At 72.5% G+C, this 22,786-nt stretch carries 19 protein-coding genes and 2 pseudogenes; 18 read left to right on the top strand and 3 right to left on the bottom strand.

Annotated elements, in window-relative coordinates; translation table 11 throughout:
- Window positions 1-28: 28 nt before the first annotated feature.
- The 7 genes from pta to recR all read left to right on the top strand — a co-directional run bounded on the left by pta (window position 29) and on the right by recR (window position 10,949).
- Window positions 29-2,134: a phosphate acetyltransferase gene (pta, locus tag K5S26_RS12240; protein WP_221858546.1), complete on the top strand. Its 2,106-nt coding sequence runs from the start codon at window positions 29-31 to the stop codon at window positions 2,132-2,134.
- 24 nt (window positions 2,135-2,158) lie between these two features.
- Window positions 2,159-3,388 carry an acetate/propionate family kinase gene (locus K5S26_RS12235; RefSeq protein WP_221858545.1) on the top strand — a complete coding sequence of 410 codons (1,230 nt, stop codon included), beginning with the start codon at window positions 2,159-2,161 and terminating at the stop codon, window positions 3,386-3,388.
- Between the two features lie 93 nt (window positions 3,389-3,481).
- Window positions 3,482-4,240: an HAD family hydrolase gene (locus K5S26_RS12230; RefSeq protein ID WP_221858543.1), complete on the top strand. Its 759-nt coding sequence runs from the start codon at window positions 3,482-3,484 to the stop codon at window positions 4,238-4,240.
- Between the two features lie 58 nt (window positions 4,241-4,298).
- Complete coding sequence (locus tag K5S26_RS12225) at window positions 4,299-6,854, top strand: glycoside hydrolase family 65 protein (RefSeq protein WP_221858541.1); 2,556 nt, start codon at window positions 4,299-4,301, stop codon at window positions 6,852-6,854.
- Complete coding sequence (locus K5S26_RS12220) at window positions 6,847-7,689, top strand: sulfurtransferase (RefSeq protein WP_221858539.1); 843 nt, start codon at window positions 6,847-6,849, stop codon at window positions 7,687-7,689. The genes K5S26_RS12225 and K5S26_RS12220 overlap by 8 nt, the downstream gene beginning before the upstream one ends.
- 70 nt (window positions 7,690-7,759) lie before the next feature.
- Window positions 7,760-10,279 (top strand): DNA polymerase III subunit gamma and tau, encoded by a 2,520-nt coding sequence (locus K5S26_RS12215; protein WP_221858537.1) that lies wholly within the window; start codon window positions 7,760-7,762, stop codon window positions 10,277-10,279.
- A gap of 76 nt (window positions 10,280-10,355) precedes the next feature.
- On the top strand, window positions 10,356-10,949 hold the full coding sequence (gene recR / locus K5S26_RS12210) for a recombination mediator RecR (protein WP_221858535.1): 594 nt from the start codon (window positions 10,356-10,358) through the stop codon (window positions 10,947-10,949).
- A 24-nt stretch (window positions 10,950-10,973) separates the two neighbouring features.
- Here the strand turns inward: recR and K5S26_RS12205 are convergent, their stop codons facing one another.
- Complete coding sequence (locus K5S26_RS12205) at window positions 10,974-11,213, bottom strand: hypothetical protein (RefSeq protein WP_221858533.1); 240 nt, start codon at window positions 11,211-11,213, stop codon at window positions 10,974-10,976.
- A 234-nt stretch (window positions 11,214-11,447) separates the two neighbouring features.
- Here K5S26_RS12205 and K5S26_RS12200 point away from each other — a divergent pair, with 234 nt between their 5' ends.
- The 9 genes from K5S26_RS12200 to galE all read left to right on the top strand — a co-directional run bounded on the left by K5S26_RS12200 (window position 11,448) and on the right by galE (window position 19,671).
- Window positions 11,448-12,755, top strand: coding sequence for an aspartate kinase (locus K5S26_RS12200; RefSeq protein WP_221858531.1), 1,308 nt, complete (start codon window positions 11,448-11,450; stop codon window positions 12,753-12,755).
- 28 nt (window positions 12,756-12,783) lie between these two features.
- On the top strand, window positions 12,784-13,296 hold the full coding sequence (locus tag K5S26_RS12195) for a GNAT family N-acetyltransferase (RefSeq protein ID WP_221858529.1): 513 nt from the start codon (window positions 12,784-12,786) through the stop codon (window positions 13,294-13,296).
- Between the two features lie 2 nt (window positions 13,297-13,298).
- Entirely contained in the window at window positions 13,299-13,745 is a 447-nt protein-coding gene (locus K5S26_RS12190) for a GNAT family N-acetyltransferase (protein ID WP_308122950.1), read from the top strand.
- Between the two features lie 255 nt (window positions 13,746-14,000).
- Window positions 14,001-15,077: an aspartate-semialdehyde dehydrogenase gene (locus K5S26_RS12185; protein WP_221858525.1), complete on the top strand. Its 1,077-nt coding sequence runs from the start codon at window positions 14,001-14,003 to the stop codon at window positions 15,075-15,077.
- Window positions 15,078-15,189: 112 nt separating this feature from the next.
- Complete coding sequence (gene mqo, locus K5S26_RS12180; protein ID WP_221858516.1) at window positions 15,190-16,635, top strand: malate dehydrogenase (quinone); 1,446 nt, start codon at window positions 15,190-15,192, stop codon at window positions 16,633-16,635.
- A 1-nt stretch (window position 16,636) separates the two neighbouring features.
- Window positions 16,637-17,041, top strand: a complete 405-nt coding sequence (locus tag K5S26_RS12175; protein ID WP_308122949.1) for an NUDIX hydrolase — start codon at window positions 16,637-16,639, stop codon at window positions 17,039-17,041.
- A 114-nt stretch (window positions 17,042-17,155) separates the two neighbouring features.
- Window positions 17,156-17,830: a hypothetical protein gene (locus K5S26_RS12170; protein ID WP_221858514.1), complete on the top strand. Its 675-nt coding sequence runs from the start codon at window positions 17,156-17,158 to the stop codon at window positions 17,828-17,830.
- 69 nt (window positions 17,831-17,899) lie between these two features.
- Window positions 17,900-18,577: a thymidine kinase gene (locus K5S26_RS12165; RefSeq protein WP_221858512.1), complete on the top strand. Its 678-nt coding sequence runs from the start codon at window positions 17,900-17,902 to the stop codon at window positions 18,575-18,577.
- Between the two features lie 74 nt (window positions 18,578-18,651).
- Window positions 18,652-19,671 (top strand): UDP-glucose 4-epimerase GalE, encoded by a 1,020-nt coding sequence (galE, locus tag K5S26_RS12160; RefSeq protein WP_221858510.1) that lies wholly within the window; start codon window positions 18,652-18,654, stop codon window positions 19,669-19,671.
- Between the two features lie 45 nt (window positions 19,672-19,716).
- On the opposite strand, the gene K5S26_RS12155 is transcribed toward galE, so the two are convergent.
- Window positions 19,717-20,106: a tautomerase family protein gene (locus K5S26_RS12155; RefSeq protein WP_221858508.1), complete on the bottom strand. Its 390-nt coding sequence runs from the start codon at window positions 20,104-20,106 to the stop codon at window positions 19,717-19,719.
- A 107-nt stretch (window positions 20,107-20,213) separates the two neighbouring features.
- Between K5S26_RS12155 and K5S26_RS12150 the strand changes: the two genes are divergently transcribed.
- The gene (locus K5S26_RS12150; protein ID WP_308122948.1) at window positions 20,214-20,987 is read left to right on the top strand and encodes a FadR/GntR family transcriptional regulator; all 774 of its coding nucleotides are present in this window, start codon (window positions 20,214-20,216) and stop codon (window positions 20,985-20,987) included.
- 48 nt (window positions 20,988-21,035) lie between these two features.
- Window positions 21,036-22,262, top strand: a pseudogene (locus K5S26_RS12145) (alpha-hydroxy acid oxidase); the annotation flags it as partial.
- A gap of 354 nt (window positions 22,263-22,616) precedes the next feature.
- Here the strand turns inward: K5S26_RS12145 and K5S26_RS18755 are convergent.
- Window positions 22,617-22,786 (bottom strand): annotated as a pseudogene (locus K5S26_RS18755) (HAD family hydrolase); the annotation flags it as partial.

Below are 22,786 nucleotides of genomic sequence, written 5' to 3'. Positions count from 1 at the left end.
GGCGGGCCGCGCGATTAGGCTGACCTTCGTGGCGAGGAGCATCTACATCACCTCCGCGGAGGGGCATTCGGGCAAGTCCACGATCGCGCTCGGGGTGATCGACTCCCTCAGCCGCGCGACGCCGAAGGTGGGCGTGTTCCGCACGGTGACGCGCTCGCGGGAGGAGCGCGACTACGTGCTCGAGGCGCTGCTGGCGCACGACGGCGTCGACCTCGACTACGACGCGTGCGTCGGCGTCGACTACGACGACGTCCGCGCCGACCCCGACGCCGCGCTCGGCACCATCGTCGCCCGCTTCAAGGCGTTGGAGGCGCAGTGCGACGCGGTCGTGGTGCTCGGCTCCGACTACACCGACGTGGGCAGCCCGGCCGAGCTCGCCTACAACGCGCGGATCGCCGCGAACCTGGGCGCGCCCGTGCTGCTCGTCCTGGGCGGACGCGCCCAGCAGGGGCAGGCCGAGCAGCTGGGCACCGCGCCCGCCCGCACGCCGGAGGAGATGGCGCAGATCGCCCGTCTGGCGATCCCCGAGCTCAGCAAGGGCCGCGCCGAGCTGGCCGCCACGGTCGTGAACAGGGCGGACCCCGATCGTCTCGACGCGATCGTCGCGGCGGTCGCCGCCGCGGTGGGGCCGGACCACCCCGTCTGGGCCCTGCCGGAGGAGCGCCTGCTGGTCGCGCCGTCGGTGGCCGAGGTGATGCGCGCCGTCGGCGGCACGCTCGTGCGCGGCGACGAGCAGACCCTCGCGCGGGAGGCGCTCGGCGTGGTGATCGCGGGGATGTCGATGGTCAACGTGCTGCCGCGGCTCACCGAGAGCGCCGTCGTGGTGATCCCCGCAGACCGCACCGAGGTGCTGGTCGCCGCGCTCCTCGCCAACCAGTCGGGCACGTTCCCCTCGCTCGCCGGCATCGTGCTGAACGGCCCGTTCCCGGTCCCGGACGACGTGCTGCGCCTCGTCGACGGGCTCGGTTCGAGCCTGCCGCTCGTCACCACCGATCTCGGGACCTACGAGACCGCGGTGCGGGTGATGAGCGCCCGCGGCCGGGCGACCGGCTCCGGGCGCCGCTATGACACGGCGCTGGCGCTGTTCGAGCGGCACGTCGACACGGACGAGCTGATCCGCGTGCTGGGCGTCGCCCGCGCGACGGTCGTGACACCGCTGATGTTCGAGTACGGCCTGCTCGAGCGCGCCCGCGCCGACCGCCGCCACATCGTGCTGCCCGAGGGCGGCGACGACCGCGTGCTGAGGGCCGCCGCCTCGCTGCTGGCCCGCGGCGTGGCCGAGCTGACGATCCTGGGCGAACCCGACCAGATGCGCTCGCGCGCGACCGAGCTGGGCCTCGACCTCTCGTCCGCGCACCTGGTCAGCCCGTTCGACCCCGACCTCGTGCGGCGCTTCGCGGAGGAGTACGCCCGGCTGCGCGCTCACAAGGGCGTCACCTACGAGAAGGCGGCCGACCTCGTCACCGACGTGTCGTACTTCGGCACCATGATGGTGCACCTCGGCCTGGCCGACGGCATGGTGTCGGGAGCGGCGCACACGACGGCGCACACCATCCGCCCGGCGTTCGAGATCATCAAGACGAAGCCGGGGGTCTCCGTCGTCTCGAGCGTGTTCCTGATGGCCCTCGCCGATCGCGTGCTGGTCTACGGGGACTGCGCCGTGATCCCCGATCCCACGAGCGAGCAGCTGGCGGACATCGCGATCTCCTCGGCGGCGACGGCGTCGCAGTTCGGCGTGGAGCCGCGCGTCGCGATGCTGTCGTACTCGACGGGCGAGAGCGGGTCCGGGGCGGACGTCGACAAGGTGCGGCTCGCGACCCGGCTCGCCCGGGAACGTGCGCCCGAGCTGCCGATCGAGGGCCCGATCCAGTACGACGCGGCCGCGGACGCCGCCGTCGCGAAGGCCAAGCTGCCGGAGTCGGCCGTGGCCGGACGCGCGACGGTGTTCGTCTTCCCCGACCTCAACACGGGCAACAACACCTACAAGGCCGTGCAGCGCTCGGCCGGGGCGGTGGCGATCGGCCCGGTGCTGCAGGGGCTGAACAAGCCGATCAACGACCTCTCCCGCGGCGCGCTGGTGCAGGACATCGTCAACACCGTCGCCATCACCGCCATCCAGGCGCAACAGGCCTGAGGCCAGGACAGGGAGCTACCGGCAATGAGCATCGTTCTGGTCGTCAACAGCGGGTCGTCGTCGTTCAAGTACCAGCTGCTCGACATGAAGGCGGAGCGCGTGCTCGCGAGCGGCCTCGTCGAGCGGATCGGCGAGGACACCGGTGTCGCGACGCACACGGTCAGGTACTACGCCGAGCCGGGCCAGCCGGTTCCGGCGGTGCGCGACTCGACCCATCAGGTCGAGCGTCCCATCCCCGACCACAGCGCCGGCTTCGCGGCCATGCTCGAGGCGTTCGCCCAGCACGGACCGCTGCTCGACGAGAACCCGCCGGTCGCCGTCGGCCACCGCGTGGTGCACGGAGGGGCCCGGTTCTTCGAGGCGACGGTCATCACGGACCTCGTCGAGATCAACATCGACGAGCTGTCGGTGCTCGCGCCGCTGCACAACCCCGGCGCGGTGCAGGGCATCCGTGCGGCGCGGCGCGCGTTCGCGAGCGTGCCGCACGTGGCCGTGTTCGACACCGCCTTCCACCAGACCCTGCCGCCTGCCGCCTACACCTATGCGATCGACCGCGAGCTCGCCGAGCGGCACCGCGTGCGGCGCTACGGCTTCCACGGCACGAGCCACGCGTATGTCAGCGCGCGCGCCGCGGAGTTCCTCGGCCGCGACCTGTCCGACCTGCGGCAGATCGTGTTCCACCTCGGCAACGGCGCCTCCGTCACCGCCGTCGACGGCGGGCGGTCGGTCGACACGTCGATGGGGATGACGCCGCTCGAGGGGCTCGTGATGGGCACCCGCTCGGGCGACCTCGACCCGGCCGTGCTGCTGCACCTCGCCCGCCGGGCGGACATGACGACGGGCGAGCTCGACGCCCTGCTCAACAAGCGCAGCGGGCTTCTCGGCCTCGCCGGGGTGGCCGACATGCGCGACCTCCTGACGCGCCGCGAGGCGGGCGACGAGGCTGCGGCGCTCGCGTTCGACGTCTACATCCACCGGCTCCGCGCGTACGCCGGCGCGTACATCGCGCAGCTCGGCGGCGTCGACGTGATCGCCTTCACCGCGGGCGTGGGCGAGAACAACGCGCTGGTGCGCGCCGCGGCGCTCGAGACGCTCGGCTTCCTGGGCGTGCGGATCGACCCGGAGCGCAACGAGGCCCGCGAGCGCGGACCTCGGGTGATCTCCGCCGACGACTCGACGGTGACGGTCCTCGTGGTGCCGACCAATGAGGAGCTCGAGATCGCCCGCCAGGCTCTCGCCGCCGCCGACGCCTGACCCCGCGACGACGCACGAGGGGCCGGGCGTGGCGAGGCCGCTCCGGGCTACGCTTGTCGCGTCCCGCCTCGCCCCGCCCGACGTGGAGGTATCGTGACCAGCCTGCCCGACCTGACCCGTTACGACGCCGTGCTCTTCGACCTCGACGGCGTCATCACGCCGACCGCCGAGGTGCACATGCACGCCTGGCGCTCCATGTTCGAGCAGCTCTTCGCCGACTGGCGGATCGCGCCGCCCTACACCGACAGCGACTACTTCGACCACCTCGACGGGAAGAAGCGGTACGACGGCGTCGCGGCGCTGCTGCGCAGCCGCGACGTGGAGGTGCCGTGGGGCGAGCCCGACGACGCGCCCGAGCTCGACACCGTGTGCGGCATCGGCAACCGCAAGAACGTGGTCTTCTCGCGCGTGCTGCGCGAGGAGGGCATCCAGGCGTATCCGGGAACGATGCGCGTGCTCGACATCCTCGACGCCGCGGGCGTCCCGGCGGCGGTCGTGTCGAGCTCGAAGAACGCCGAGGACGTGCTCGCGGCCGCGGGCATCCGACACCGCTTCGGGGTCGTGATGGACGGCGTCGTCGCCGAGCGCGAGCACCTGCCCTCCAAGCCCGCCCCCGACGTGTTCCTGGTCGCCGCCCAGATGGCGGGCGTCGAGCCGTCGCGCACCGCGGCCGTCGAGGACGCGATCTCCGGCGTGCAGTCGGCGGCGGCCGGCGCGTTCGCGCTGGTCGTGGGCGTCGACCGCGGCGCCGGCGCCGCCGCCCTGCAGGACGCCGGGGCGCACGTGGTCGTGTCCGACCTCGCCGAGTTCGCCGACGCACATGATGCGTCCAGCGGACCGGGCGCATCCTGATCCTGCGACGCCGACGTCCGATCCCGCCCCCGAATCCCGACCCTCAGGAGCACTCTCGATGATCGACCGCGACCGCTTCCCCGTCGACCCCTGGCGTCTCATCGAGACGCGGTACTCGGGCGACGACGCGGGCGTGACCGAGACCATGTTCTCGGTCGGAAACGGCTACCTCGGCCTGCGTGGCAACCACCCCGAGGGGCGGCACGCCCACGAGCACGGCACCTTCATCAACGGCTTCCACGAGACGTGGCCGATCCGTCACGCGGAGCAGGCGTACGGCTTCGCGGAGGTCGGGCAGACGATCGTGAACGCGCCGGACGCGAAGGTCATGCGCGTCTACGTCGACGACGAGCCGCTCTCGCTCGACATCGCCGAGATGCGCGAGTACGAGCGCGTGCTCGACATGCGCGACGGCGTCTACCGCCGGCGTCTGCTCTGGCGCACGCCGGCGGGCAAGGACGTGCTGATCGAGGACGACCGGCTCGTCTCGTTCGACGAGCGCCACCTCGCCGTGATGCGGATGACCGTCACGGTGCTCGACGAGGACGCCCCCGTCACGATCAGCTCGCAGCTCGTGAACCGTCAGGACGGCGAGAACATCTACGGCGGCACCCCGCCGATCGCGACCGCGAAGGCGGCGGGTCGCGGGGCGGAGTTCGACCCACGCAAGGCCGAGAAGATCGCCGAGCGCGTGCTGCAGCCGCAGGAGTACTGGCAGGACGACCTGCGCTCTGCGCTGTCGTACCGGGTCACCGAGTCGGGCATGACCATCGCGGTCGCCAGCGACCACTCGATCCAGACCGAGAACGAGTACGACATCCGCCACCTCGTCGAGCCGGACATCGCCAAGCACGTCTTCCGCGTGCGGGCGAAGGCGGGCGTGCCGATCACGATCACGAAGGTCGTCAGCTACCACACCTCCCGCGGCGTGCCTCCGCGCGAGCTCGTCGACCGCTGCCGTCGCACGCTCGACCGCGTGACGACCGGCGACCGGCTCGCGGCATCCGACGTCGACGAGCTCCACCGCCGTCAGCGCGAGTGGATGGACGCGTTCTGGCAGCGCTCGGACGTGCGGATCGCGGGCCGCGACGACCTGCAGCAGGCGACGCGCTGGTGCCTGTTCCAGCTGGCGCAGGCCGCGGCGCGCGCCGACGGGTTCGGCGTGCCGGCGAAGGGCGTCACCGGATCGGGCTACTCGGGCCACTACTTCTGGGACACCGAGATCTACGTGCTGCCGTTCCTGGCGTACACGACGCCGCTGTGGGCCCGCAACGCGATGCGGATGCGCACCATGATGCTGCCGGCGGCCCGCCGCCGCGCGGCCCAGCTGAACGAGGCGGGCGCCCTGTTCCCGTGGCGCACGATCAACGGCGAGGAGGCCTCGGCCTACTACGCGGCCGGCACGGCGCAGTACCACATCAACGCCGACGTCGCCTACGCGCTCGTGAAGTACATGCGGGCCACCGGCGACGAGGACTTCATGGCGCGCGAGGGCGCGGACGTGCTGGTCGAGACGGCGCGGCTCTGGTCGACCCTCGGGTTCTGGCGCTCGTACCAGGGAGTGGAGACGTTCCACATCCACGGCGTCACCGGGCCCGACGAGTACACGACCGTGGTCAACGACAACCTCTTCACGAACGTGATGGCGCGCTTCAACCTGCGCGCGGCCGCGCGCATCGTGCGCGAGATGGCCGAGCGCAGCCCCGCCGAGTTCCGTCTGCTGTCCGACCGCGTCGCGCTCGATCCCTCCGAGCCGGAGGGCTGGGAGCGCGCGGCCGACGCCATGCACATCCCCTACAGCGAGAACTTCGGCATCCACCCGCAGGACTCCCTGTTCCTCGAGCGCGAGGTCTGGGACCTGGAGAACACCCCGGCCGACCAGCGGCCGCTGCTGCTGCACTTCCACCCGCTCGTCATCTACCGCTTCCAGGTGCTGAAGCAGGCCGACGTCGTGCTGGCGCTGTTCCTGCAGGGCAACCACTTCAGCGCGGAGGAGAAGCGGGCCGACTTCGACTACTACGACCCGCTGACGACGGGCGACTCGACGCTCTCGGCGGTCGTGCAGTCGGTCCTCGCCGCGGAGGTCGGGTACCAGGACCTGGCGCACGACTACTTCGAGGAGGCGCTGTTCGTCGATCTCGGCGACCTGCACCGCAACTCGGCGGACGGCGTGCACGTCGCCTCGGCCGGCGGGGTGTGGACGGCGCTGGTCTCCGGCTTCGGCGGCATGCGCGACCACCTCGGCGAGCTGTCGTTCGATCCGCGCCTGCCGGCCGACTGGCCCGAGCTCGCCTACGCGCTGCAGTGGCGCGGCACGCAGCTGGACATCGTGCTGCGCCGCGAGGAGATGCGCGTGACCGTCCGATCCGGCGAACCCGTGCCCTTCGAGGTGCGCGGCGAGGCGTTCATCGTGACCGCCGACGAGCCCGTGGTCGTGCCCCTGGCCGATCAGGGCCCCGTCCTTCCCGGGCGTCCGACGCTCAAGCCGTTCTCCGAGATGCGGCGCGACGACGGGACCGCGCTCGAGCCGACCGTGCCGGCGGCGATCACGGCGTCGATCCCGGTCACCACGTCGGTGCCCGTCGTCGTGGACGTGGGGGTCCACAGTGAGTGACGCGCTGATCACCGCCGACCGCCTGGCGCGGATGGTCGACGCCGGCGAGCCGGTGACGATCCTCGACGTGCGGTGGACCCTGGGCGGCCCCGACGGTCGGCCGCTGCACGAGGCGGGCCACATCCCGGGCGCCGTGTACGTCGACCTGCACCACGAGCTCGCCGATCCGTCGCAGCCGCCGACCGAGGGGCGTCACCCGCTGCCGCCCGTCGACCGGCTGCAGGCGTCGGCGCGGGCGTGGGGGGTCAGTGCCGGACGCCCTGTCGTCGTCTACGACGACAGCTCGGGCATGGCGGCGGCGCGCGCCTGGTGGCTGCTGCGCTACGCGGGGGTGCACGACGTGCGGGTGCTCGACGGAGCGCTGAGCGCCTGGACGCGTGCCGGTCACGGGCTCGACCAGGGTCCCGTGACCGCCCGGCCGGGCGACGTCGAGCTGCGCTACGGCGCGCTGCCGGTGCTGACGCCCGACGCGGCCGCGGCGTTCCCCCGCATCGGCACGCTGCTCGACGCGCGGGCCGCGGAGCGGTACCGCGGCGACAGCGAGCCGATCGATCCGCGCGCCGGGCACATCCCCGGCGCGGTGTCGGCGCCCACCACCGGCAACCTCGACGCCGACGGCGGGTTTCTCGAGCCCGGGTCGGTGCGCGCGCGTTTCGAGAGCCTCGGCGTCGACCTCGGCGCGCCGGTGGCCGTGTACTGCGGCTCGGGCGTCACCGCGGCGCACACCCTGCTGGCGCTCTCCGCGGCGGGCGTGGACGGCGTCCTCTATCCCGGCTCGTGGAGCCAGTGGTCGAACCTGCCCGATCGCCCCGTCGCGACCGGCGACCACCCCTGACCCCGCCCGCCCCGCGCCCGGGAGGGGGATCGGCCGGGCGGACGTCGGCGGCGCACCGTAGTCTTGTGGGGTGACCACCGCCCTGTACCGCCGCTACCGGCCCGAGACCTTCGGGGAGATGATCGGGCAGTCGCAGGTCACCGAGCCGCTGATGACGGCGCTGCGCGGCGATCGGATCGGCCACGCCTATCTGTTCTCGGGTCCGCGCGGCTGCGGCAAGACGACCTCTGCCCGCATCCTGGCGCGCTGCCTGAACTGCGCCGAGGGCCCGACCGACACCCCGTGCGGCACGTGCGACAGCTGTGTCGAGCTCTCGCGTGCCGGCGGCGGCTCGCTCGACGTCGTCGAGATCGACGCGGCGAGCCACAACGGCGTCGACGACGCCCGCGACCTGCGCGAGCGCGCCGTGTTCGCTCCGGCCCGGGACCGGTTCAAGATCTTCATCCTCGACGAGGCGCACATGGTGACGCCGCAGGGGTTCAACGCGCTGCTGAAGCTCGTGGAGGAGCCGCCGGCGCACGTGAAGTTCATCTTCGCGACGACCGAGCCCGACAAGGTGATCGGCACCATCCGCTCGCGCACGCACCACTATCCGTTCCGGCTGGTGCCGCCGGCGGCGATGCTCGACTACGTGCAGGCGCTCTGCGAGCAGGAGGGCGTCCAGGTCGAGAACGGCGTGCTGCCCCTCGTGGTCCGCGCGGGCGGCGGGTCGCCTCGCGACACGCTGTCGATCCTGGATCAGCTGATCGCCGGGTCCGAGAACGGCCGCGTCTCGTACGAGCGCGCGGTCGCGCTGCTCGGCTACACCCACGGCGAGCTGCTCGACGGCGTGATCGACGCGTTCGCGTCGGGCGACGCCGGATCGGCGTTCGGATCCGTCGACCGCGTCGTGCAGACGGGGCAGGATCCGCGGCGGTTCGTCGACGATCTGCTCGAGCGCCTGCGCGACCTCATCGTGATCGCCGCCACCGGGCAGGGCGCGTCCGCCGTGCTGCGGGGCATCCCCGCCGACGAGCTCCAGCGCATGGCGGGGCAAGCCCAGCGCCTCGGCGCGGAGCGGCTGTCGAAGACCGCCGACATCGTCAGCGCCGCCCTCGACGCCATGACGGGTGCGACTTCGCCGCGCCTGCAGCTCGAGCTGATGATCGCGCGCGTTCTCGCGGGCGCGCTCGCGCCGCAGGCGGGCGCGACGCCGGGAGCCGCGCCGGTGCCCGCCGCGGAGCCGCCCGCCGCGACGTCCGCACGCGGTGCCGCCGCACCGGCCGCGTCGGCACCCGCTCCTGCGGCGTCCGCGCCGGCGGCGTCCGCGCCGGAGGCGCCTGCACCGGAGAAGGTGCCCGCTCCCGCCGCGGCGGAGTCGAGGCCGGCTCCGTCCGCTCCGGCGACGCCCCCCACCGCCTCCACGCCGCCGGTCGCGGAGCCGGCCGAGCGACCGGAGCCGGCCCCCGCGTCGGCCGACTCCGACACCGTGCCTGCCGCGGGATGGGCCACCGTCGCGCCCGGCAGCGCTCCCGCCGCTCCGACCCCCGCGGTCGCGGACGCCCCGGCGGCGGCGAAGCCGCCGGCGTCGCCCGAGCAGACCTCCACGCCGCCCGCACCGACACCCGGGCCCGAGCCGGAGCCCGCACCGGCGCCCGAGCCGGCAGGACCGCTCACGCTCGACGGCATAGGCGCCGCCTGGGACGAGGTGCTGGGGCGGCTGCAGGCCATCGGCAAGCAGAGCTGGCTCGTGGTCAGCGGAGCCCGGGTGATCGACGTGCGCCCCGACGACGTCCTCGTGCTCGGCTTCCCCAACGAACGCGATCTCGCCACGTTCAAGACCCGCACCCCGCAGGGCGGTGTGAGCGAAGACCTGCGCACCGCGATCTCGGCCGTCCTCGGCGTGCGGGTCAAGTACCTCGCTCATCTCGACGCGAACGGACGGGAGAGCGGCGGACGCGACGGCGGTGCCGACGGCAGCGCCCGCCCCGCGGCGGAGCCCGCCGCCACCGACCCCGACCCGGCCCGGCAGGCCGACGCGGCGCCTCGGCCGTACGACGACGCACCGCCCGAGCCCGACTACCCCGGCGACCCCTACGCGGGCGAGCAGTATCCGCCGGACGACGCATATCCCGCCGCGCGGACGGCGCCAGCCCCCCAGCGGTCGGCGGCTCCGCCGCAGGCGCCGCGACCCGAGCCGCAGCGCTCGTCGGCTCCGGCGTCGTACGCCGCGGCCCCCGTCACCGAATGGGCCGTCGCGCCCATCCCGAACTCCGAAGCCACCCCGCCCCTGGCGGTGGACGACGACCCGGAGGAGGCGGCGGTGCCCGTCGCCGCCCGCGTGGCGACACTCGAGCGCGACGGCGCCGTGATGCCCACCGAGGTGCCCGTGGACGCCGACGAGGAGCCCGACGACCAGGACGACCAGGACGGCGGGCCGGCCGATGTCGCGCCCGCGGCGCCGAGCGTCCCCCTCTCGACCGTCACGGTGCAGCGTCGCGTCATCCAGACCGACGGCGTGCAGCGCTATGGGGAGGCGGTCGTGCGGCAGATCCTCGAGGCGCGCTTCCTGCACGAGGAGCCGTACGAGCCGCCCACGCGCTTCCAGTAGCGCCGACCGGCCACCGCGCCGTCCGCCCAGTGGAGAATCGAACCAGGGCCCGCGCGGCGGAGCCAGAGGAGACTGAATGTACGACGGCATCGTCCAGGAGCTGATCGACGAGCTGGGGCGCCTGCCCGGCGTGGGGCCGAAGTCGGCTCAGCGCATCGCGTTCCACATCCTGCAGACGCCGAGCTTCGACGTCTCGCGGCTGTCGGAGCTGCTGCGCGAGGTGCGTGAGCGCGTGCGTTTCTGCGAGATCTGCGGCAACGTCTCCGAGCAGGAGACGTGCGCGATCTGCCGCGACCCGCGCCGCACGCCCGCCCTGATCTGCGTGGTCGAGGACGCGAAGGACGTCGCGGCGATCGAGCGCACCCGCGAGTTCCGCGGGCTGTACCACGTGCTCGGCGGCGCGATCAGCCCGATCGCGGGCATCGGGCCGGACGACCTGCGCATCACGCAGCTGATGTCGCGCCTCGCGGACGGGACGGTGCAGGAGGTCATCATCGCCACCAACCCCAACCTCGAGGGCGAGGCCACCGCGACCTACCTCAGCCGCCTGCTGACGACGCTGCAGATCACGGTGTCGCGCCTGGCATCCGGCCTTCCGGTCGGCGGCGATCTCGAGTACGCCGACGAAGTCACGCTCGGGCGCGCCTTCGAGGGGCGTCGCGCGCTCTGACGCCGCGATCGACCCCCGCGAGACTCAGACGGTTCCGCCCCCGCCGGGGGTACCGCCCGGGTAGCCGCCGCGAGTCGAGTAGCTGTAGGCCGAGGCCCGCGCCTTGGCGGCCTCCGCGTCCTGCCGTGCCCGCACCTCGGCACCGCGGTCCCGATCGTCATCGGGCGCGGACCGCGCTCGCCGATCCCTGATCGTCACCGCCACCACGGCCGAGACCACGGCGATCGCTCCCACCGCGACGAACGTCCACTCGACCCACGTCATGACGCCTCCCTCGGCCTCGGTGCCGCCAGGCTACCGGCTGGGCAGTCCTGTGTCACTGGCGATCTGCGCGTCCTGACGGCACCGAGTGATGCATCCCGATGTCACCCGGCGGCACCGGTCGGGCGAGATGCAACATCGTCAGGCGGCACTCCACGGCGCTCCTAAGATGGCCTCAGGGCGCGGCCGCGCACGACGGGCGGCCGTCCGGACGCCCAGACCCCACAGGAGCAATACGTGGCACTGATCGTGCAGAAGTTCGGCGGCTCTTCCGTCGCCGACGCCGAGAGCATCAAGCGCGTGGCGAAGCGCATCGTCGACACCCACCGCGCGGGCAACGACGTGGTCGTCGCCGTGAGCGCGATGGGCGACACCACCGACGAGCTGCTCGACCTCGCATCGCAGGTGGCCCCGATCCCCGCGCCCCGCGAGCTCGACATGCTGCTCTCCAGCGGGGAGCGCATCTCGATGGCGCTGCTCGCGATGGCGATCCACTCGATGGGCCACGAGGCCCGTTCGTTCACCGGCAGCCAGGCCGGCATGATCACGACCGCGGATCACGGCTCCGCGCGCATCGTCGACGTGACGCCCGTGCGGCTTCGCGAGGCCCTCGACGACGGCGCCATCGTCATCGTCGCCGGGTTCCAGGGCTTCAACCGCGACACCAAGGACATCACCACGCTGGGCCGCGGCGGGTCGGACACCACGGCCGTCGCGCTCGCCGCCGCGCTCGGAGCCGACGTCTGTGAGATCTACAGCGACGTCGACGGCATCTTCACCGCCGACCCGCGCGTGGTGCCGCTGGCCCGCAAGCTCGACCACGTCTCGGCCGAGGAGATGCTCGAGCTCGCCGCCAACGGCGCGAAGGTGCTGTACATCCGCGCGGTCGAGTACGCCCGCCGTCACGGCGTGCTGATCCACGCCCGGTCCACGTTCACCGCGAACGAGGGCACCTACGTCCTGGGGGAGGGCATGGTCGACCCCCGTCTGAACAGCAAGGAGTCAGCGATGGCCGACGTCATCGGCATGGAGGAGCCCGTCGTCACGGGCGTCGCGATCGATCAGAGCCAGGCGAAGATCACGGTCATCGGCGTGCCGGACGTGCCCGGATCTGCCGCCGCGATCTTCTCCCTCGTGGCCAAGACCGGCGCGAACATCGACATGATCGTGCAGAACGTGCAGAGCGCGTCGCCCGGTCGCACCGACATCTCGTTCACGCTGCCCAAGCAGTCGGCGCCCGAGGTGCTCAGGGCGCTGACGGCCGAGCAGGAGGCGATCGGCTACGAGAACGTCGTGCACGACGACCAGATCGGCAAGCTGTCCGTCGTCGGTGCCGGGATGCGCACGCACTCGGGCGTCTCCCTGACGCTGTTCGAGGCGATGAGCGCAGCCGGTATCAACATCGAGATGATCTCGACGAGCGAGATCCGGATCTCGGTCGTGCTGCGCGGCGACGACGTCAACGAGGCGGCGCGCGCCGTGCACAGCGCCTACGGGCTCGACAGCGAGATCGAGGCGACCGTCTACGCCGGGACGGGCCGGTGACGCTCCGGGCCCGGCGGGGCCGCTGAGCGTGCTCGCCTCGCTGACGCTGCCCGTCCGGCTGTCCGCCCGCGACGGCGGGTTCACGCTGCGGGAGGCGACGCCCCGCGACCTCGACGCGCTGATCGCCCTGATCGCGAACGACCCGGTCAGTGCTGCGCGCGGAGACGTCGCGTCGGCCGACGATCGGGAGGCGTACGCCCGCGGGCTCGCCGCGATCCAGGCCGACCCCTCGAACGTGCAGCTGGTCGCGGAGCGCGACGGTGAGACGATCGCGACGCTGCAGCTGACGGTGATCCCCGGGCTGGCTCGCCGCGGCGCCACGCGGCTGCAGGTCGAGACGGTGCGCGTGCGCGACGACCTGCGCTCCGCCGGCGTCGGAGGGGCCATGATGCGCTGGGTCGAGGACGCGGCGTCCGCCCTGGAGGCCCACCTGATCCAGCTCACGTCGGACGCCGCGCGCGTCGACGCCCACCGCTTCTACGAGCGCCTGGGCTACGCGCGATCGCACGTCGGCTTCAAACTGCCCGTCGAGGGGGCGTGACGGTGACGGTCGACATCCGGCCCGTCGCGACGACGGATCGCGAGGCCTGGGCGGCCCTGTTCCGCGGCTACCGAGACTTCTACGCGCTCACGCCGGACGAGGCCGTCGTCGACACCGTCTGGGGCTGGCTGACGGACGACGCGCACGAGCTGCAGGGGCTCGTGGCGGAGATCGACGGCGCGCCCGTGGCGATCGCGCACTGGCGGCTGTTCGCACGGCCCTCACGGGGCGGCACCGCCATCTTCCTCGACGACCTGTTCACCACGCCGTCCGCGCGTGGCGAGGGCGTCGGGCGGGCGCTGATCGCCTCCCTGCAGTCGCTCGCGGCGGCCGAGGGGCTCCTCGAGGTGCGCTGGATCACGAGCGAGACGAACGTCGACGCACAGCGCCTCTACGACCGCGTCGCCGACCGCCTGCCCTTCCTGACGTACAGCGCCCCGCCGCGCTGACGCGCCGTTCGCGAGTGCCGTCCGGCACTCGCCGGCCGTTCGCGAGTGTCAGATGGCACTCGCCGGCCGTTCCGGAGTGCCGGATGGCACTCGCCGGCGTGCGGAGATCGCCGCACGGCCACCGATCGCCGTCATCCCGCCACCCTGGGCGCCCACGCGCCGCGTGCGAGCGGCGGGCCCCGCGGTCGCCGGTAGAATCAGGCAACCCCACCCGGGCAGCACCCTCCCCGACCCGACGCAGCACAAGGATCCGCCATGACCCGCATCTCCGAATCCGGAATCTCCCTCGCCGTCGTCGGCGCCACCGGCCAGGTCGGCGCCGTGATGCGCGAGATCCTCGTCGAGCGCGGCTTCCCGATCCGCGAGCTGCGTCTGTTCGCCACCGCGCGCTCGGCCGGCACCACGATCCCGTTCGACGGCCACGACATCGTGGTCGAGGACGTCGCGACGGCCGACCCGTCGGGCATCGACATCGCGCTGTTCTCGGCCGGCGCGACCGGCAGCCGGGCGCACGCCCCGCGCTTCGCCGAGGCCGGCGCCACGGTGATCGACAACTCCAGCGCCTGGCGGATGGACCCCGAGGTGCCGCTCGTCGTCAGCGAGGTCAACCCGCACGCCATCGCCGACGCCCGCAAGGGCATCATCGCCAACCCGAACTGCACGACCATGGCCGCGATGCCGGTGCTGAAGGTCCTCGACGCCGAGGCCGGCCTCGAGCGCCTCATCGTCAGCACGTATCAGGCGGTCTCCGGCTCCGGTCTGGCCGGTGCCACCGAGCTGCTGGGACAGGTGGGGGCGGCCCTCGCGCAGGGCGACGTGCTGCGCCTCGTCCGCGACGGCTCGGCCATCGACTTCCCGGACCCGGAGAAGTACGTCGCGCCGATCGCGTTCGATGTGCTGCCGCTCGCCGGGAACCTGGTCGAGGACGGCCTGAACGAGACGGACGAGGAGAAGAAGCTCCGCAACGAGAGCCGCAAGATCCTCGAGCTGCCCAACCTGCGCGTCTCCGGGACGTGCGTGCGCGTGCCCGTCTTCACGGGACACTCCCTGTCGATCAACGTCGAGTTCGCGCGCGAGATCACGCCCGACCGCGCGCGCCAGCTGCTGGCCGAGGCGCCGGGCGTCGCGCTGGACGAGGTGCCGACGCCCCTCAAGGCCGCGGGCGCCGACCCGAGCTTCGTCGGCCGCATCCGCGCCGACCAGTCGGCCCCGGAGGGCAAGGGCCTCGCGCTGTTCATCTCGAACGACAACCTCCGCAAGGGCGCCGCGCTGAACGCCGTGCAGATCGCCGAGCTCGTCGCCGCGGACATCCAGGCGCGGGTCGCGAGCTGACCCGGACGGCGTCCGCCGACGCTCTTTCACGGGCCGCAAGAACAGGCGTTCTTGCGGCCCGTGTCGGCGTCCGCGGTCCGGGGGCAGCGCGCGGCGGAACTAGGATGTACGGGTGAGCGAAACCGTCGACGTCGTGCTCATCGGTGGCGGAATCATGAGCGCCACCCTGGGCACCCTCCTGAAAGAGCTGCAGCCCGACTGGAAGATCGTCGCCTTCGAGCGACAGGGCGAGGTGGCGCAGGAGAGCTCCAACGCCTGGAACAACGCGGGCACCGGCCATGCCGCGCTGTGTGAGCTGAACTACATGCCGGACGCCGCCGACCCGTCCAAGGCGGTCCAGATCAACGAGCAGTTCCAGCAGAGCCGTCAGCTGTGGACGTCGCTGGTCGCGAAGGGCGTGCTGGACGAGCCCAAGACGTTCATCAACGCCACGCCGCACATGACGTTCGTGCGCGGGGAGAAGGACGTCGAGTACCTGCGCGCCCGCTACGAGACGCTCAGGAAGCAGCCGCTGTTCTCCGGGATCGAGTTCTCCGAGGACTCCCGCGTCATCAACCAGTGGGCGCCGCTGCTGATGCAGAAGCGCCGCAAGGGCGAGCCGTTCGCGGCCACCCGCACCCCGTCGGGCACCGACGTGGACTTCGGCGCGCTCACCCGCCAGCTCTTCGACCACCTGACCGAGAACGGCGCCGACCTGCGGCTCAACCACGAGGTCAAGAACCTCTCCCGTCAGCGCGACGGCTCGTGGCTCGTGCAGTACCGCGGCAACGTGGGCCGCACCCCGGGCCGGCTGCGCGCGAGGTTCGTCTTCGTGGGCGCCGGCGGCTGGGCGATCAAGCTGCTGCAGAAGTCGCGCATCCCCGAGATCCGCGGGTACGGCGTCTTCCCGATCGGCGGCCAGTTCCTGAAGACCAGCAACCCCGCGATCGTCGCCCAGCACCAGGCGAAGGTCTACTCGCAGGCGGCCGTGGGCGCGCCGCCGATGTCCGTGCCGCACCTCGACACGCGCATGGTGGACGGCGAGGGGTCGCTGATGTTCGGCCCGTTCGCGACGTTCAGCCCCAAGTTCCTGAAGGACGGCTCGCTGCTCGACATCGTGTCGCAGGTGCGGCCGCACAACCTCGGCTCGATGCTCAAGGTCGGCGCGACGAACCTCGACCTGGTGAAGTACCTCGTCAGCGAGCTGCTGAAGAACCGGGCGAGGAAGATCGACAGCCTGCGCGAGTTCATGCCCACCGCGAAGGCGGAGGACTGGGAGCTGATCCAGGCCGGGCAGCGCGCCCAGGTGATGAAGGGCGGCAAGCTGCAGTTCGGCACCGAGGTCGTCTCGTCGGCGGACGGCTCGATCGCGGGCCTGCTGGGCGCCTCCCCGGGCGCCTCCACGGCCGCGACGATCATGCTCAACGTGCTGAAGAACTGCTTCGCCGACCGCCTCGCCGAGTGGGAGCCCAAGCTGCGCGAGCTCATCCCCACCTACGGCGACTTCCTGAACGACGAGCCCGCGAAGGCCGCCGCGTCGACGAAGACCACGGCCGAGGCGCTCGGCATCAACGCCTGACGTGGCCGGCGACCCCCTGATCACGGTCTCGGCGATCGCGTTCGTGCGCGCGGACGGCCGGGTGCTGACGGTCCGCAAACGAGGGACCCAGCGCTACATGCTGCCTGGCGGCAAGCCGGAGGCGGAGGAGACGGCAGTGGAGACCGCCGTACGCGAGGTGCACGAGGAGCTCGGCATCGACGTCCGCCCCGACGAGCTGGCGCTGCTCGGCTCGTTCGACAGCCGTGCCGCGAACGAGGCGGGGCACGCGCTGCGCGCCACCGTCTTCGTCACCCGTGCCGTGATCGAACCGGTCGTGCAGGCCGAGATCGACGACCTGCGGTGGGTGGACCCCGCGCATGACGACGCCGATCAGGCGCCGCTGAACAGCGAGATCGTCTTCCCCACCCTCGTCGGCCTGCGCTGACGACGGGACGGGACGGGGCGAGGGGGAGCGGGATCGATCCGGTTCCCGGCCCCTTCGAAGCCGAGGCTTTCGTATCCTGAGAGGGACAGCACCGTCGGCAGCGAGGAGGTCCGGATGACGACCGCCGGACCCGACGCGCCCGGCCCGCGGATCCCGGATCCGTTGCGAGGCCACGATGGCGGCACGCGCCGCATCGACCCGCGCACCGCGGTGTTCGCGTTCGACCAGGTGGTCGACCGGATCGCCGAGGAGGCCGGCTTCCTCGCCCTCGGCGCGAACCGGCAGGCCGCGCGGTACCTGGCCGACGCGCACGCGGCCCTCGCGCAGGCCCGGGACACGATGCACCGCATCGAGGCCGGCGCGAGCGATCCGATGCTGCGGCGCAGCGCGCAGCGGCGCATGCACGCGCTCGCCGTGTCCATCGCCGAGGCGGGGCTGCGCGACGCCGACCACGTCGCCGCGACGGCGTACCGGCTGAACACGCCGGCGCTGCAGCAGAGCGCCGGCTGGGGGACGACGCTGCGGACCCACACGGCGAAGGTCACGGCGTGGAGCGTGCAGAAGTGGACGGGGTCGCCGCTCGCCTCCGCCGAGCTGCGCAGCTCCGCCGCCGTCACGCAGGCCGTGCGGGCCGTGGAGCCGATCGTGCGCCGCGGGCAGGTGCGCCGCACGACGCCGGCGACCAGGGCGTGGCGCCGGGCGGGGATCGCGACCGCAGCCGTCGGGGGCAGCGGGCTCGCCCTCTACGGGGCGTGGAGCCTGATCGCGCCGTTGCTCGGTCTCGGCTGATCCGGCGCCCGGGCGTCGGCGGGACGCCCGCGGAACCGGGCGTGCACGCGGCGGCCGTAGGCTTGCTCCGTGGCCAAACTGTACTTCCGCTACGGCGCGATGAACTCCGGGAAGTCCACCGCGTTGCTGCAGGCCGCGTACAACTACGAGGAGCGCGGGCAGCGGGTGCTGCTCGCCAAGCCCGAGATCGACACCAAGGGCGCCGACCAGATCGAGTCGCGTCTCGGCGTCACGCGCCGGGTCGACTTCCTCGTCGGCCCGGACGACTCCGCGCGAGCTCTGTTCGGGTCCGAGCGCGACCGCGTGCGCGCGGAGGCCGACGCCCTGATCCCGGGGGAACGGCCGGCGGAGGTGGCGTGCCTGCTCATCGACGAGGCGCAGTTCCTCTCGCCGGTGCAGGTGGACGACCTCTTCCGCATCGCGGTGGAGGACGGCATTCCCGTGATGGCATACGGCATCCGCACCGACTTCCGCACCGAGGCGTTCCCCGGATCGCGCCGCCTCCTCGAGATCGCCCACTCTCTCGAAGAGCTCAAGACCATCTGCCGGTGCGGTCGCAAGGCGCTGTTCAACGGTCGGGTGATCGGCGGCCGCTTCGTGTTCGACGGCGACCAGGTCGCGATCGACGCGGCGACCGCCGCGGCGAGCGACGAGCCGCGCTACCTGGACCAGTACCGGGTCACGTACGAGTCCCTGTGCGGGTCCTGCTACCTCGAGGAGTCGGGCGGCGTCCTCGCGCCCCGCTGACCCCTCGCCGCCTTCCCAGGGCGGTGCCCACGTCGCACCCGGCGCGCGCCCGTGCGCCACGTAGGCTGAGACGCATGCGAGTTCTCCTTGCCGGCGGTGCCGGATACATCGGCGCGCACACGGCCGTCTCCCTGCTCGAGGCCGGTCACGACGTCGCGCTGCTCGACAACCTCGACAACACGAGCGCGGTCGTTGAGCAGCGGATCGCACAGATCACCGGCAAGACGGCGCCGCTCGTGATCGGCGACGCGGCGGACGACGAGGTCGTGGAGCGGGCGTTCGCCGAGCACGGCCCGTTCGACGCCGTCATCCACTTCGCGGCGCACAAGGCCGTCGGCGAGTCCACGCAGAAGCCCCTCGACTACTACGCCAACAACCTCGACTCGACGTTCGCCCTGCTGCGCGTGGGGCTGGCGCACGGCATCCGCTCGTTCGTGTTCTCCAGCACCGGCACGGTGTACTCCGACCCCGCCGATCTGCCGTTCACCGAGGACGCGACCCGCGACCTGGTCGAGCTGTCGAACCCGTACTCGAAGACCAAGCTGATGAACGAGGTCGTGCTGCGCGACGTGCAGGCGGTGAACCCCGAGGTCAGCATCACGTCGCTGCGCTACTTCAACCCGGTGGGCGCGCATGCGTCCGGTCTGATCGGCGAGGACCCCCAGGGCACCCCGAACAACCTGATGCCGTTCGTCGCGCGCGTCGCCGTCGGCCGGCTCGAGCGGATCGGCGTCTTCGGCGACGACTACGACACCCCGGACGGCACCGGCCAGCGCGACTACATCCACGTCGTCGACCTCGCCGAGGGGCACGTCGCGGCGCTCGAGAAGGCGCAGCCGGGATTCACCGCCTACAACCTGGGGACCGGCACGCCCGTGAGCGTGCTCGAGCTGATCGCGTCGTTCGAGAGGGCGATCGGACGCGAGCTTCCCAAGGAGTTCCTGCCGCGCCGTCCCGGAGATCTGGCGGCGACGTACTGCGACCCCGCGAAGGCCGAGCGCGAGCTGGGCTGGAAGGCGCGGCTGACCATCGACGACATGACGCGCGACGTGTGGCGCTGGCAGCAGCAGAACCCGGGCGGGTACGAGGGCTGACCTCGGCTCATCGGCGGCTCGCCGGCCGATGACCGGACCGGACGGTCAGACGTCGAGCGGGAAGCCCAGGTCGACCTCCGATGCGGGCTGCCCGCCGCGGATGCCCCAGTTCTCGAGCGGCGGCTCGTGCAGGACGATGAAGACGTCGTCGGGCGCGATGCCCACCTCGCCGAAGCGACGCACGATCGAGGCATAGAGCGCGCGCTTGGCGTCGATCGACCGTCCGGGGAAGAGGGTGATCTCGACGACGGTGTAGTCGTCGGTGCGCGTCGGGGGCGCGGCGAAGCGGTCGGGCCGGTGCTCGACGTACCGGATCTGGCGGTCTCCCTCGGGCACGCCGAGCGCCTCGCGCTGGGCCTGGTAGACGGCCTCGATGAGGGCGTGGACCTCGTGGTCCGGGCGCGGTCGTCGAACCTCGATGCGGGAGAGCGGCATGCCCGAACCGTAGCAACGGGGCGCGGCGACGGTGCGCGGATGACGCCGCGTTGCGTGGTCTGACCACACGGGCTACTGTGGTCAGACCACAGCCCGAGGAGGTGCCCGTGCCATCGATCCCCGTCTCCCAGCGAGAGGCGACGAGCGGCAGCGCCTCGCCGCGCGCCTGGAGGCTCGTGCTCGAGCGCATCGAGACGGATCTGCTCGAGGGGCGTCTGGGCCCGGGCGATCGGCTGCCGGGGGAGCGGGACCTCGCGGCGAACCTGGGCGTCGGCCGGTCCAGCGTGCGCGAGGCGCTCCGGGTGCTGGAGTCGATGGGCCTCGTGCGCACGGCATCGGGCTCGGGCCCCTCGGCCGGCGCGATGATCGTCGCGACGCCGCAGGGCGGCATGGCGACGCTGCTGCGCCTCCAGCTCGCCGCCCAGGGCTTCCCCTTCGCCGACGTCGTCGCCACCCGTGCGGCGCTCGAGACCTCCGTCGTGGAGGCCCTCGCGCTCCGGGTGAGGGACGAGGGCGGGGTCGACCTCGTCGAGCCGGAGCGGCTGCTGGCGGCGATGAGCGCCGCAGACCTCGACGCCGACGACTTCCTGGCGCTCGACGCGCGGTTCCATCTGTCGCTCGCCGAGGCGTCCGGCAACGTCGTCGTCGTCGCGGTGATGGCGGGTCTGCGCACCGCCATCGAGTCGTACGGGCGGCAGGGTGCCCACGCCGCGCCCGACTGGCCCGCGCTCGTCGAAGACCTGCGCCGGCAGCACGCCGCTGTGCTCGACGCCGTGCGTGCCGGGGATCCAGAGCTCGCGCGCGAGCGCATCCGCTCCCACATCATCGGCTTCTACGCCCGCACGCATCGCCTCGGCGAGCCCGCGGGCGCCGACGTCTGACCCACCTCCCGAGAGACCAGAGAGATCGCACCCCACGAAAGGATGGGCATGGTCAAGCGCCAGCTCCCGAACCCGAAGGACATCTTCGAGTACGTCCAGTTCAAGAAGCCGTCGTTCGGCGGCAGGCAGCGACGGCTGCAGGACGCGCTGACGATCTACGACCTGCGGGCGATCGCGAAGCGCCGCACCCCGGCCGCCGCGTTCGACTACACCGACGGCGCGGCCGAGGGCGAGCTGTCGATCCTGCGCGCCCGTCAGGCGTTCGAGGACATCGAGTTCCACCCCGACATCCTGCGCCCGGCGGAGGACGTCGACACGTCGACGCAGATCCTCGGCGGGCCGAGCTCGATGCCGTTCGGCATCGCCCCGACGGGCTTCACGCGCCTGATGCAGACCGAGGGCGAGACCGCCGGCGCCGGTGCCGCGGGTGCCGCGGGCATCCCGTTCACGCTGTCCACGCTGGGCACCACGTCGATCGAGGACGTGAGGGCCGCCAACCCGAACGGTCGCAACTGGTTCCAGCTGTACGTGCTGCGTGACCGCGAGGTGTCGTACGGGCTGGTGAAGCGCGCCGCCGAGGCCGGCTTCGACACCCTGCACTTCACCGTCGACACGCCCGTGGCGGGAAACCGGATGCGCGACTACCGCAACGGCTTCTCGATCCCCCCGCAGCTGACGCTCAAGACCGTGATCGACACGCTGCCGCGCCCGTGGTGGTGGTTCGACTTCCTGACGACGCCGAAGCTCGAGTTCGCCTCGTTGAAGTCGACCGGCGGCACCGTGGGCGACCTGATCGGCCAGGCGATGGACCCGACGATCAGCTACGACGACCTCGCCACCATCCGCTCCATGTGGCCGGGGAAGATCGTCGTGAAGGGCGTGCAGAACGTGCCCGACGCCGTGAAGCTCATCGACATGGGCGTCGACGGCCTGGTGCTGTCCAACCACGGCGGGAGGCAGCTCGATCGCGCGCCGATCCCGTTCCACCTGCTGCCGAAGGTCGTGCGGGAGGTCGGCAAGGACGCGACCGTCATGATCGACACCGGCGTCATGAACGGGGCCGACATCGTCGCCTCGGTCGCGCTCGGCGCGAAGTTCACGCTGATCGGTCGCGCGTACCTCTACGGGCTGATGGCCGGCGGTCGCGCGGGCGTCGACCGCACGATCGCGATCCTGCGCAGCGAGATCGAGCGCACCATGAAGCTGCTCGGCGTGCAGTCGCTCGACGAGCTCGAGCCGCGTCACGTGACGCAGCTGACGCGCGTGGCTCCGGTCGACGTGGCGTACGCGCAGGCGGCGGAGGCGGCGTCGTCGACGTCGGCCCGCTCGGCCCGCGACGTGGCGCCGAAGACGGCCGCGCGGAGCGCGGCCAAGCCCGCCGCGAAGGCGCCGGCGAAGCCCCGCGCGAAGAGCGCGGCCGCAAAGAGCACGGCTGGTAAGAGCACGGCTGCCAAGACTGCGGCGAAGCCCGGGACGACGCCCCTCGAGGCCGCCGAGCAGAGCTCCGACGGCGTGGGCCAGGCGGAGGCGGCCGTCACCGACTGACGACGTCGACGCGCAGAGCGCCGCGGCGCCCGGATCCTTCCGGGGCCGCGGCGCTCTTCCGTCTCGCCGCGGCTCTGAAGGGGCTCAGGCTCGTGTGGGGAGGGTGGGGATGAGGGCGGCGAGGTGGTCGGCGGTGTCCTGCCAGCCGGTGACGGACACGCACGCCACCTCGCCCATCGCCAGGACGGGGTAGTCGTTGCCGTCGGGGTCGAGCCGGTCGCCGTAGAAGAGCATGCCGCCGAGAGGCACGCCGG

The sequence above is a fragment of the Microbacterium marinilacus genome (assembly GCF_019753765.1).
Taxonomy (GTDB): domain Bacteria; phylum Actinomycetota; class Actinomycetes; order Actinomycetales; family Microbacteriaceae; genus Microbacterium; species Microbacterium marinilacus.
This window is presented reverse-complemented; position numbering and strand designations above follow the sequence as displayed.